The sequence below is a fragment of the Mesorhizobium sp. M7A.F.Ca.CA.002.05.1.1 genome (genome assembly GCF_003998335.1).
GTDB lineage: Bacteria > Pseudomonadota > Alphaproteobacteria > Rhizobiales > Rhizobiaceae > Mesorhizobium.
On the sequence record NZ_RZQI01000074.1, the window covers coordinates 1 to 12,230 of the forward strand.

Sequence of the window (12,230 nt, forward strand, 5' to 3'; positions counted from 1 at the left end):
TCTCGGCCCACACGCCGAGCTGGTCGAGCATGCGGCAGGCGGCGGCGGCGATGGCCGAGGCGCGGCCATCCCTTTGCCAGGCGCCAGCAGGTGCGGCATCGACGAGAGCGATGGCGAGACCCGGTCGCGCCTGCTTCAGCGACACGGCGGCGGCCAGGCCGACATAGCCGGCGCCGGCGACCAGGACATCGAGCCCAGATACTGTTTTCGCGTTTGCCCCTGTTTTCGTGTCCGCCTTGCGTTCCATCATCTTCGCTCCTGCGCGCCGCCGGGTCCTGCACCCTTGACTGCCTGTCCGTCCTGTCGGAAACCGCCATAACACTTCTGCGGCGAGGGCGCGAAATATGACGGCAGCCATGGACGAGCTTCTCGGCATTCTCGACCTCGAGAAGCTGGAACACAATCTGTATCGTGGTCGCAGCCCCTTGCTCGACTGGCAGCGCGTGTTCGGCGGCCAGACCATCGCCCAGGCGCTGGTGGCGGCGCAGCGGACAGTGGATCCCGATCGGCACGTGCATTCGCTGCACGGCTATTTCATGCGGCCCGGCGACACCAAGGTGCCGATCGTCTACGAGGTCGACCGTATTCGCGACGGCGGCTCCTTCACCACGCGGCGCGTGGTGGCAGTCCAGCACGGCCAGGCGATCTTTTCGCTCGAAGCCTCGTTCCAGCAGGACGAGGTCGGTCTCGAGCACCAGGTGCCGATGCCGCAGGACGTTCCGGGGCCGGACACGTTGCTGTCGCAACGCGAATTGCTGGGCAAATTCGCCGACGCGGTGCCCGATGGCATCAAACGCTACTGGGAGCGCGACCGGCCGATCGAGATGAAGCCGGTGATGCTGAAGCATTACACCAGCCGCGAAAAGCTGGAGCCGAAGCAGAATATCTGGATCCGCACCACAGGTCCGGTGCCGGCGGACCGCGCCATCCAGGCGGCGGTGCTCGCCTATCTTTCCGACATGACGCTGCTCGACACATCGACCTTCGCGCATGGCCGCGCCATTTTCGATCGCGATATCCAGGCGGCGAGCATTGACCACGCCATGTGGTTCCATCGCAGCCATGCGCTCGACGACTGGATGCTCTACACGCAGGACAGCCCGTCGACACAGGGGTCGCGCGGCTTTACACGCGGGTCGCTGTTTGCCCGCGACGGCACGCTGATCGCCTCGGTTGCGCAGGAAGGGCTGATCCGGCTCAAGCGATCGCCTGCAGAGTAGGCATTTTTCAAAAATTGCCTAAGTTTTAGGCAGATGCACCGCTGCAGCTGTGGGCAGGTTGCGTCGGTGTGCTCTCTAATCTCTTTGTTTACAACGGGTTAACACCCTGCTTCGGCACTTGGCACGGAGCTTGAATCCTCGTGGGCACTCTCCGGCTTTTTAGGATCGGTGAAGGTGTGCAAACGCGGGGGACCGCAACAGCGAAGGGTGAAACCTTATGAAAATTGTGATGGCAATCATCAAGCCGTTCAAGCTCGACGAGGTACGCGAAGCGCTTACCGCCGTCGGCATCCAGGGCCTGACCGTCACCGAAGTCAAAGGCTACGGGCGTCAGAAAGGGCATACGGAAATCTATCGCGGGGCGGAATACGCGGTCAGCTTCCTGCCGAAGATCAAGATCGAAGTCGCCGTCAGTTCCGACATGGTGGACAAGGCTGTCGAAGCCATCACCGCCGCCGCCAAGACCGGCCAGATCGGCGACGGAAAGATCTTCGTTTTCGGCATCGATCAGGCGGTGCGCATCCGCACCGGCGAAACAGACACCGACGCGCTCTGAGCGGCGATCACGTATTCCAATGGAGAGTTCAATGAATATTCCTTCCACCTTGAAGTCAGCGGCGCGCTCCGCGCTGCTCGGCTCGTTCGCGCTCGGAGCATTGGGCACGGTCGCCGCATTCGCGCAGGAAGCGGCTCCCGCCGCGGCCGCAGCAGCGCCAGCTTTCACCGTCGACAAGGGCGACACCACGTGGATGATGGTTTCCACCGTTCTGGTGCTGTTGATGACGGTTCCCGGTCTTGCGCTTTTCTACGGCGGCCTGGTTCGCAGCAAGAACATGCTGTCAGTGCTGATGCAGGTCTTCACCATCACCAGCGTGGTCATGATCATCTGGGTTTTCTACGGCTACAGCCTCGCCTTCACCCCGGGCAACGCCTTCGTCGGCGGCCTTTCCAAGATGTTTCTCTCCGGCGTCGATGTGACGACCCTGTCGGAAACCTTTACCAAGGGTGTCGCCATTCCTGAACTGGTGTTCGTCGTCTTCCAGATGACCTTCGCCTGCATCACGCCGGCCCTGATCGTCGGCGCCTTCGCCGAACGCGTCAAATTCTCCGCTTTGATCCTTTTCGTCATCCTGTGGGTCACTTTCATCTACTTCCCGATCGCTCATATGGTCTGGTTCTGGGGCGGCCCGAGCGCTTATAGCGATCCGACGGGCCTCATCTTCAGCTTCGGCGCCATCGACTTCGCCGGCGGCACGGTCGTTCACATCAATGCGGGCATTGCCGGCCTCGTCGGCGCGCTCATGATCGGCAAGCGCAGCGGCTACAAGAAGGATCTCATGGCGCCGCACTCGATGACGCTGACCATGGTCGGTGCTTCGCTGCTGTGGGTCGGCTGGTTTGGCTTCAACGCCGGTTCGAATCTTGAAGCGAACGCCTATGCGGTGCTGGCCATGATCAATACCTTCGTCGCCACGGCGGCGGCGGCGGTCACCTGGATCGTGCTTGAATCGCTGCTGCGCGGCAAAGCCTCCATGCTTGGTGCCGTTTCGGGTGCGGTGACCGGCCTCGTCGCCGTCACGCCCGCTGCCGGCTTTGCCGGCCCGATGGGCGCCATCGTGCTCGGCATCGTCGCCACCTTCGTCTGCTACTTCTTCGTCTCGGTGGTGAAGAACACGTTCGACTACGACGACAGCCTTGATGTCTTCGGCGTCCACTGCATCGGCGGCATCATCGGCGCGCTCGGCACAGGCATCCTGGTCAATCCTGCCCTCGGTGGCGCCGGCATTGTCGACTATTCGACGGCCGACTTTGCTGCCGGCTATGCCGGCACGGCCACCCAGCTCCTGGCGCAGGCCAAGGGTGTCCTGGTGACCCTGCTGTGGTCGGGTATCGGCAGCGCCATCCTCTACAAGATCGTCGACCTGATCATCGGCCTGCGTCCGACAGCCGACGCAGAGCGCGAAGGCCTCGACCTCACCTCGCATGGCGAAGCGGCCTACCACTCGTAAGCCCGTGCGGGACGGCATTGGCCGCCCCGCAATTCCTATCCCGTCGTGATGCTCCCGAAAGGAGTTCACGCATTGAGGCCCGGATCGCATCCGGGCCTCTTTTTTTGGCAAGTCATTCCGGCAATGCCCGCCTTGGCGCAATCACGTTCGTGTGATCAAGCTTTTTGAGGAAACAACGACCGCTCTGGTTCCGAACTGGGGGGACGATCGTCGTTCTGACGCTCGTGCCAAACAACAGGGAAGGAAACCATTTCATGAACCTCAAGAATATCTGCCTTGGAGCGCTCGCTCTTTCCATGGTCAGCGGCTTTGCATTTGCCGGCGCTCTGGATGAGCCCGACAACATGGCGCCGTTCTTCACGGATTCCGGCATGAAGACCATGAAGCCGATGGCGGATTTCAAGACCGCTTTCATGGCCATGCCGATGGAAAAGCAGGAAGCGATGAAGAAGGAATGCCAGGATGCGGCGATGAGCAAGCCGTATGCGGAATTCTGCGCCAATGTGCAGGCGCTCGGCGGCGCCAACTGATTTGTCCGGTCGGGCCGAGGCCCGATCTTTGTTCCAAACGACCAATGGCGGGCCCGGCAGTCCGCCATTGTTTCGGCAGGCGGCAGCTCTATCCGCCGGCGCCGTCGTCCATCATGGTGTTCGTCAGCGCTTCATACGCGCTGCTGCATGTCCGGGAATGCGGGCAATTCCTGACGATCAGCACAGGCGCCACTGTCAGGACCGCGGCGATCAAAACCCGCAGGCCGAGGCCTCGCACTGCAAATCCCTTGCCGAAAAGACCTCTGAACAGAAAATACAGACCTTGTCCGAGGCAGGCTGTGGCGAGGATGTGCAGCAGCGGACCGGTCGCTCTGGCGAAGGGCGTCACATAGCCGTCCGGGAAGCCCACCATGCCGAGTTCGACGAACCAGTGCAAAGCGAGCAGCAAACTGAGCCCTGCCCAGGCCAGTGCCGCCACGCGAAGGAAGACGTGTTGCATGCCTTTACCCAAATTGGCGACCCTCCTTCGCCTACACTCGGCGCCATTCTTCGAGCAGCAAGCGGCTCAACCAGTGGTAACGAGGTTTGATCATCTCAACCTCTTATAGTTAATGCGCCCTTAACCTTCCCACCGATAGTCTGAGACCCGAATCTGCCGGAATGCGCCACGCACCCGGCGAGACCATGACAGACGGGGAAGAGCATGCGTTCAGGGGCTTCAGCACCGCTTGCGCTGGCCGATACGGGGCACGGCATCCAGGCGTTCGCGCGGCGTCAGGTCGGGCGGCTGGTCGGCGTCGGCCTGTTCGCGCTGGCCGCCTTTGGCGTTGCCAGCCTTGCCACCTGGAATGTCGCCGATCCGAGTTTTTCCCACGCGACGAACAACACCGTCACCAATGCCATGGGCTATGCGGGTGCCGTGTTCTCCGACCTGGCCATGCAGTTCTTCGGCCTCGCCGCCGTCGCGGCCCTGGTTCCGACGGTCATCTGGGGCTTCCTGCTGTTTTCCGCGCGCGGCGTCGACAGGCTGCCCAAGCGCGGGCTGTCCTGGTTCGGCTTCGCGCTGCTGGCCGCGGCGATGGTCGGCTGCGTTGTGCCGCCCAAGACCTGGCCGCTGCCCACCGGCCTCGGCGGTGTGTTTGGCGACATGGTGCTGAAGATCCCCGGCGTCGTCATCGGCGGCTATCCGACCGGGCTGATCGCCAGCATCATCGCCATCCTGCTGGCCGCACCCGCGCTGTGGCTCTTTGCCCATGGTTCGGCGCTGATCGGTCGCAAGAACGGCTTCGCCGTGATGGAGGACGAGCCCGCCGCCGATCCGCGCGAGGACGACCTTTTGTTCGACAATGACGAGGACGAAGGCGACGAGGGTATCCTGGCGCTCGGCGCCATCACCCATTGGTGGCTGTCGCTGCGCGCGTGGATGCACCGCCGTGCCTTGCGCCGCAGGCAGGAGCGGGACGAGTACGAGCCGGAGATGGAGCAGCGCTCCACAGCCTGGCGGCGCGCCGCCGAACGGGTCGAATCGGCGGAGTTCGCCGAGCAGCGGATGAGCCAGGATGGCCGCGCCCGCGTCGAGCCCGAATTCTTCGCCGCCATGGTCAATGACCGCAGCGCCTCGCTCGACCCCGACGATGCCGACATCTTCGACGACCGCTTCGACAATGCGGGCGAGGATGCCGATTTCGACGATGAGCCTGTCGTGCAACGCCGCGGCGCGCCGACCGCCAAGGTGCAGCCGTTCCGCTCCGACGCAGCCACCCGCGTCGAGGCGCCGGCGGCGCGCCCCGTGCCCGGCGCCCGCGTCCAGCGCGAGGCGCAGACATCGCTGATCGGCTCGGAAAAGTTCGAAATGCCGTCGCTGCACTTCCTCTCCGAGCCGAAGAACGTGGTGCGCGACGCCAGCCTGTCCAAGGACGCGCTGGAACAGAACGCCCGCCTGCTCGAAGGCGTGCTGGAGGACTTCGGCGTCAAGGGCGAGATCATCGCCGTCCGTCCCGGTCCGGTGGTCACACTCTATGAGCTCGAACCGGCGCCCGGCATCAAATCGTCACGCGTCATCGGCCTGTCCGACGACATTGCGCGCTCGATGAGCGCCATCGCCTGCCGCGTCGCCGTGGTGCCCGGCCGCAACGCCATCGGCATCGAACTGCCGAACGCCAAGCGCGAAACCGTATATCTGCGCGAGATTCTGGCCAGCCGTGACTTCGAGACGACGAAGGCCAAGCTGGCGCTGGCGCTGGGCAAGACCATCAATGGCGAGGCGGTCATCGTCGACATCGCCAAGATGCCGCACGTGCTTGTCGCCGGCACCACCGGCTCGGGCAAGTCGGTCGCCATCAACACCATGATCCTGTCGCTGCTCTACCGGCTGAAGCCGGAAGAATGTCGGCTGATCATGATCGATCCGAAAATGTTGGAACTCTCGGTCTATGACGGCATCCCGCATCTGCTCACGCCCGTCGTCACCGATCCGAAGAAGGCCGTGGTGGCGCTGAAATGGACCGTGCGCGAGATGGAGGATCGCTACCGCAAGATGTCCAAGGTCGGCGTGCGCAACATCGACGGCTTCAACGCCCGCGTCAGCCAGGCGGACAAGAAGGGCGAGAAGATCTCGCGCACCGTGCAGACCGGCTTCGACCGCCAGACCGGCGAGGCGATCTACGAGACCGAGAACCTCGATCTCGAGCCGATGCCCTATATCGTCGTCATCATCGACGAGATGGCCGACCTGATGATGGTCGCCGGCAAGGACATCGAAGGTGCCGTGCAGCGCCTGGCGCAGATGGCGCGCGCCGCCGGCATCCATGTCATCATGGCAACGCAGCGGCCGTCGGTCGACGTCATCACCGGCACCATCAAAGCCAATTTCCCGACCCGCATCTCCTTCCAGGTGACGTCGAAGATCGACAGCCGCACCATTCTGGGCGAGCAGGGCGCCGAGCAGCTGCTCGGCATGGGCGACATGCTCTACATGGCCGGCGGCGGCCGCATCCAGCGCGTGCACGGCCCGTTCGTCGCTGACGAAGAGGTCGAGAAGATCGTTGCGCATCTGAAGCTGCAGGGCGTGCCGGAATATCTCGACGCCATCACCGAGGATGATGGCGAGGACGACGACGAGCCGTCGGGCAAGGGTGGGTCCGGTGGCGGCAACAGCAATTTCGAGGATTCCGACGATCCCTACGATCAGGCGGTCTCCGTGGTGCTGCGCGATGGCAAGGCCTCGACCAGCTATATCCAGCGCCGGCTGGGCATCGGCTATAACCGCGCCGCCTCGATCATCGAGAAGATGGAAAAGGAAGGTATCGTCGGCCCGGCCAACCATGCCGGCAAGCGCGAGATCCTGGTGCCGACCGAAGAGGACAAGTTCTGACCACAAAGCCTGACCCTTGTGACATCCCGGTCCGGCAACCTTGAACCTTTCAAGGCGTTGAAGCGACCAAGGGACGTCTGACCCGCCAAATTTCAGCCTAACTGGGGGTCCAAGCACAGAACAACTCAGGAATCAGATGAGAGTGACCGACATGAAAAACGATCTTTCAGCGCTCAGCACATTTGCTCCATCCCGGCGTCAGTTGCTGGGCCTCGGCCTGGCGTTTGCGGGGGCGGCAGCCTTCAACGCGGTGCCCGGCTTCCAGGTGCTGGCTTCGGCGCAGGCGGCTGTGCCGACCGCTGCGCAGAAGATCGCCGACCACTTTTCCTCGGTCAAATCGATGAGCGGCGAATTCGTGCAGTTCGGCCCCAAGGGCGAGCAGACCGGCGGCAAGTTCTTCCTCGAACGGCCAGGCAAGATCCGCTTCAACTACGACGGCTCTTCAAACTTCCGGGTGATTTCAGACGGCCAGTCGGTGGTCATCCTGAACAAGAGGCTCAACACGTCCGATCTCTATCCGCTGTCGAAGACACCCTTGAAGCTGCTGCTCGACAACAGGATCGATCTCTCCGGCGACCGCGTCAAAAGCGTCAAGCAGGAGGATGACCTCACCACCATCCAGCTCGCCGACAAATCGGTGTTCGGCAATTCGAAGATCACCATGATGTTCGATCCGAAAACCTTCGACTTGCGGCAGTGGACGATCACCGACGCGCAGGGCAAGGACACGACGGTGATGATCTTCAACACCAAGGAAGGCGTCAGCTTCGCCCCTGATACTTTCGCCATCGACTACACGGCGAACCGCGAACTCAACACCAACAAGGCGCGCTAGGCCAATCGCACCAATAGCTGTGGAAAGCGCCGGGTCACGCCTCAGCGGGCGTGGCCCGGCTTGTCTTTGCGGCTTGCGGCTGGCAGTTTCCCGGACTGACTCCGTCGAAAGGCGTCTTCCCCGCCGGGGCCCATCGGTTCTGGCCGGTCGCACGCTGTCCTGGATTGCCAATGCCCTTCTCTATCGCCACCTGGAACATCAACTCCGTTCGCCTGCGCATGCCGATCGTCGAGCGCCTGCTCGTCGAGCATGCGCCCGACGTGCTGTGCCTGCAGGAAACCAAGGTTCCCGACGAACTGTTTCCCGAAAAGGCTTTTCGCAAGCTCGGCTACGAGCACATCGCTTTCCATGGGCAGAAGGGCTACCACGGCGTCGCGACGGTGGCGCGGCGACCGATCGAGGTGGTCGAAAAGCGACGCTTTTGCGAGATAGAGGACAGCCGGCACCTCTCGGTGACGGTGCGGGCCGGCGGCAAGGCGATCCTGCTCCACAATTTCTACGTTCCGGCGGGCGGCGACGAACCGGATCCCGTCATCAACAGGAAGTTCAAGCACAAGCTCGACTTCGTCGCCGAGATGAATGCCATCCGGGCAGAACATGACGAGGTGTCCGGCTCGGTGCTGGTCGGCGACCTCAACATCGCCCCGCTCGAACATGACGTCTGGTCGCACAAGCAATTGCTCAACGTGGTCAGCCACACGCCGATCGAGACGGAAAATTTCGAGGCGATGCGCCGCGCCGGCGACTGGGTCGACCTGATGCGGCTCAACGTGCCGCATGAGCAGAAGCTCTACACCTGGTGGAGCTATCGCGCGCAGGATTGGGAGCTGTCCAATCGCGGCCGTCGTCTCGACCACGTCTGGTCGTCGCCAAACCTGGTGCCCAGCTTTTCCGGCTACGAGATCCTGCGTCCGGCGCGCGGCTGGGAGCGCCCGTCGGACCATGTGCCTGTCATCGCGCGGTTCGATCTGGACTAGAGCAATTCTAGGAAAAGTGTGAAGCGGTTTTCCGTCTAGAATTGCGTCAAAACAAAGAGTTAGAGCAGCTCGCCGTTTCCGTGAAACGGTGAAATGCTCTAGTCTGGTCGAAAATGCCCGCGTGCGGCAGTCAGTCGGCAGAGGTGGAGTCGGCTGGATCCACCCACGGACGGCCCAATCGTGTCACCATCGCCGCGTACCCAACGGCACCTGCCGCCCAAAGGAAGATGCCAAGCTCTTTGACGACGTCTTCGGCGATGGCGGCCGCAGAACCAGGGGTAGGAAACAGATCTCCGATCTGGTCGATGGATGCCGACAGCGCGAGCAGGAAGCCTGCGGCCACAAAGACGATCGTGCCGTCGAATGTCTTCCGTCGCAGCCGAAAGAACCAGAACAGCCCGGCGGCGGCGTAGACAATCATCGCAACGATCTCTGGTATCGCAACCATGGGGAGCACGTCCTCATGGATCAATAACAGGTCATCGAGCCCCAGGAACAGGGTAAGGCCGCCGAGAAACGTGCAATCCCATCGGTGCGTGAGCAGGCCAGCAAACAGGGTCACCGCGCCGGAGCCGATCCACAGTGAAGCACCCAGGGACGAAATCCACCCTGTATAGAAGCCGACTTCGGCGACCGCAGATGGATCTCGATAAAAGATCCACGCGTCCAGACCACGAATCTGCGCAACGAACAGAGCGGCTAAGAGCATCGCGACGTTAATCGCCGTCGCCGTCAGTATGACCAAGCGCCAGGCTATCGTCCATTCGCCGCCATGCTTTGTGTTCAGCGCGTTGTTCTCTGGCATTTGCTATTCTCATTGAGGACTGAGAGGAACTCCATTGGAACCAAAATGCGACAGCCGCCAGATCTGCCGCCGAGAACTCCGCCTGCATTGTGCCGGTGGTCACCATGGTTGCAGCGCTTCGCTCCACCGAACCCATTGTACCATGGCGCCGATGTTCAGGTGAGGCTGGCCTGCAAATGGCCGACCTGAATCTCAACGCGCTTCGAAGCGCGACCAAATGAATTCAAGTTCAAACGGCGCGCTTCAAGTCTTCATGCATGTCGTTGTCGCGAAATTGCTGGGCTGACAGTTTGCGAGATCCGGCAGATGGGGATGGTCGCGGCGGCGCGTCGCCAGCATGCGTTGCGCCGCTTCGATGATTGTCGGCGCAGGCACATTGGCGACCAGACCGGTCGGACTGGCATGGCGGGATTCGATCACGTCCACGCAGTTCGAAAGCGGCCTCCAACGGGCCATGTTGGCGCCGCCACTGAGGATAACCATCGGCGTCATCACGGTTGCCATGAGATGTGCGGTACCGCCTTCGGCGCCGATGTAAAGATCGGCAAACTCGCCGAGCGCCAGCAAGATGTCACCGATATCGACACCTTCGATCGCGGCGGAATCGACAAGCCGCAGCTTCGGTACGCGCTGAGCCAGTTCAGCCATATCGGGACCATCGCCTGGGGTTTTCACATAGAGAAGGTTCGCCCCGTCGGCGATCAGGCTGTCGGCGATCGCGGCAACCTGATCCGCCGACATGCGCTTGCTGGCGCTGCCGTGCGCAGCGATAATGATCAACGGAGCATGCTTGCCGTCCGCAAGGCTCCTGGCCGCCGCTCGCGCGGCCGGGCCCGGCTCTAGCCGATGATCGAAAGGCAGCCGCTTGCCGGCAAGGCGTTCGATGAGGCGGTGGTAGCGCCAGGCATTGTGCCCGGGTCGTGCTTCAGGCCTTTGGCCCAGGCGCCAGGAAAGGGCGAAAGCCGGAAAGTTTGCCTCATAGGCGATGCCGCGGCCGAGCAGTGATGCCGAGGCTTGAAGCAGCCAACGCGCCGAGATGCGGAAATCGACAACGGCCAATCGCCCCTTGCCCTTGCGGTGATCGGCGACCAGGCGCGCCAGCGGCGTGCGCACATTGATCGCATCGACCAAATGGCCGGCATGGCGATTGAGGCTATGTTCAAGGGACGACGACCGGGTGGTTCCGTAGACGATGAAACTATCGGGGAATGCCGTTCTGGCGGCGCGCAAAGCCGGAATCCGGATCAATCCGTCGCCGAACGCGTCATTGCGGGAATACAAGATAATCGTCTCGTACCGCCCTGACGGCATGGCTCGCTCCCCCCAGGAGCCTGGTGATGGCGCCTGCTGTGCCGGCCGCCTTCGGGGTGCTTTAGGATTTCACCTCGGGCCTGTCAACGGACGCTGCCGCGCTTCCGCCTTTGGCCGCGAAACAACAGCTTCGCAGGCGGGCAGCCTTCAGCCGGAGAAGCGCGGGGCCAGTTCCTCGATGCGGCGGATCATCGCCTGAAATTCCTCCGAGATGCGCTGGTGGAGCTTGACCGCGATCTCGGGATATTCCTCCAGGATGCGGCGGAACATCTTGCGGCTGAGCCGCATCACTTCCGAATCGATCTCGGCCGAGGCGCTGGTCAACCGGTTGGTGTCGGCGATCAACGCCAGTTCGCTCAGGATTGTGCCGGGGCCTGCCGTGCCAATCGGGATGCGTTCACCACCCTGCTCCCGGTAGAGCACGATGCGCCCACTGACGACGATATAGGCGGAATCGGCCTCGTCGTCCTCGCGATAAAGCTTGTGGTTGGCAATCAGCCTGGTGTTCTCGGCGCCAAAGGCGAGCAGGCGCAATTGTTCCTGCGTGAAGCCCTCGAAGAGCCTCACGGCGGACAGGACGCGGATGTCGTCATCCAGCGCCATCTAGCTATGTCCCCGAACCGACAGTCCGACTCCTCCTCTGCGAGTTCGATCCAAACCACCCTCCAACTGGATCGTACCCGAAAGCGGCCCCGCCCGACCGCTCATTGGATAATGAAATGTTTAAGGAACCAGCTTGTAGCCGCCGCTTTCTGTCACAAGAATTTCCGCATTGGAAGGATCGCGCTCGATCTTCTGGCGCAGCCGGTAGACATGGGTTTCCAGCGTGTGCGTGGTGACACCGGAATTGTAGCCCCATACTTCCTCGAGCAGCACGTCGCGCGTCACCACCTTCTGGTCGGCGCGATAAAGATATTTGATGATCGAGGCTTCCTTCTCCGTCAGCCGCACCTTGCCGCCGCGCGGGTCGAGCAGCAGTTTCTGGCTGGGCTTGAAAGTATAAGGCCCGACCGAGAAGGTGGCGTCCTCGCTCTGCTCATGCTGGCGCAGCTGCGCCCGAATGCGTGCCAGCAGCACGGCAAAGCGGAACGGCTTCGTCACATAGTCGTTGGCGCCGGCCTCGAGACCAAGAATCGTATCCGAATCGGTGTCGTGGCCGGTCAGCATGATGATGGGCGCCTTGTAGCCGCCCTTGCGCAGGATCTTCAC

Annotated in this window: 13 protein-coding genes; 7 read left to right on the top strand and 6 right to left on the bottom strand. The window is 62.4% G+C overall.

Annotated features, from left to right (window positions below):
* Positions 1-247, bottom strand: a 247-nt coding sequence (locus tag EN939_RS06235; RefSeq protein ID WP_164750894.1) for an FAD-dependent oxidoreductase, incomplete at its 3' end; no start/stop codon positions are given.
* 97 nt (positions 248-344) lie between these two features.
* Here EN939_RS06235 and tesB point away from each other — a divergent pair.
* The 4 genes from tesB to EN939_RS06255 all read left to right on the top strand — a co-directional run bounded on the left by tesB (position 345) and on the right by EN939_RS06255 (position 3,759).
* Positions 345-1,220 carry an acyl-CoA thioesterase II gene (gene tesB / locus EN939_RS06240; RefSeq protein WP_127267326.1) on the top strand — a complete coding sequence of 292 codons (876 nt, stop codon included), beginning with the start codon at positions 345-347 and terminating at the stop codon, positions 1,218-1,220.
* 217 nt (positions 1,221-1,437) lie between these two features.
* Positions 1,438-1,776, top strand: a complete 339-nt coding sequence (locus tag EN939_RS06245) for a P-II family nitrogen regulator (protein ID WP_013892292.1) — start codon at positions 1,438-1,440, stop codon at positions 1,774-1,776.
* Positions 1,777-1,807: 31 nt separating this feature from the next.
* Positions 1,808-3,229, top strand: coding sequence for an ammonium transporter (locus EN939_RS06250; RefSeq protein WP_127267327.1), 1,422 nt, complete (start codon positions 1,808-1,810; stop codon positions 3,227-3,229).
* A 254-nt stretch (positions 3,230-3,483) separates the two neighbouring features.
* Complete coding sequence (locus EN939_RS06255) at positions 3,484-3,759, top strand: hypothetical protein (RefSeq protein WP_127267328.1); 276 nt, start codon at positions 3,484-3,486, stop codon at positions 3,757-3,759.
* Positions 3,760-3,847: 88 nt separating this feature from the next.
* Here the strand turns inward: EN939_RS06255 and EN939_RS06260 are convergent, their stop codons facing one another.
* Complete coding sequence (locus tag EN939_RS06260; protein ID WP_127267329.1) at positions 3,848-4,219, bottom strand: hypothetical protein; 372 nt, start codon at positions 4,217-4,219, stop codon at positions 3,848-3,850.
* A 204-nt stretch (positions 4,220-4,423) separates the two neighbouring features.
* Between EN939_RS06260 and EN939_RS06265 the strand changes: the two genes are divergently transcribed.
* The 3 genes from EN939_RS06265 (at position 4,424) to EN939_RS06275 (ending at position 8,905) form a co-directional block, all read left to right on the top strand.
* Positions 4,424-7,093, top strand: coding sequence for a DNA translocase FtsK (locus EN939_RS06265; RefSeq protein ID WP_127267330.1), 2,670 nt, complete (start codon positions 4,424-4,426; stop codon positions 7,091-7,093).
* 151 nt (positions 7,094-7,244) lie between these two features.
* Positions 7,245-7,928 carry an outer-membrane lipoprotein carrier protein LolA gene (locus EN939_RS06270; protein WP_127267333.1) on the top strand — a complete coding sequence of 228 codons (684 nt, stop codon included), beginning with the start codon at positions 7,245-7,247 and terminating at the stop codon, positions 7,926-7,928.
* A gap of 170 nt (positions 7,929-8,098) precedes the next feature.
* Positions 8,099-8,905: an exodeoxyribonuclease III gene (locus EN939_RS06275; RefSeq protein WP_127267331.1), complete on the top strand. Its 807-nt coding sequence runs from the start codon at positions 8,099-8,101 to the stop codon at positions 8,903-8,905.
* A gap of 130 nt (positions 8,906-9,035) precedes the next feature.
* Here the strand turns inward: EN939_RS06275 and EN939_RS06280 are convergent, their stop codons facing one another.
* The 4 genes from EN939_RS06280 to EN939_RS06295 all read right to left on the bottom strand — a co-directional run.
* Positions 9,036-9,710 (bottom strand): hypothetical protein, encoded by a 675-nt coding sequence (locus EN939_RS06280; protein ID WP_127267332.1) that lies wholly within the window; start codon positions 9,708-9,710, stop codon positions 9,036-9,038.
* 243 nt (positions 9,711-9,953) lie between these two features.
* Complete coding sequence (locus EN939_RS06285; RefSeq protein WP_164748787.1) at positions 9,954-11,021, bottom strand: glycosyltransferase family 9 protein; 1,068 nt, start codon at positions 11,019-11,021, stop codon at positions 9,954-9,956.
* Positions 11,022-11,168: 147 nt separating this feature from the next.
* The gene (locus EN939_RS06290; RefSeq protein WP_023811239.1) at positions 11,169-11,624 is read right to left on the bottom strand and encodes a cyclic nucleotide-binding domain-containing protein; all 456 of its coding nucleotides are present in this window, start codon (positions 11,622-11,624) and stop codon (positions 11,169-11,171) included.
* A 120-nt stretch (positions 11,625-11,744) separates the two neighbouring features.
* Positions 11,745-12,230: response regulator transcription factor (locus EN939_RS06295; protein WP_164750895.1), on the bottom strand; the 486-nt coding region annotated here is incomplete at its 5' end.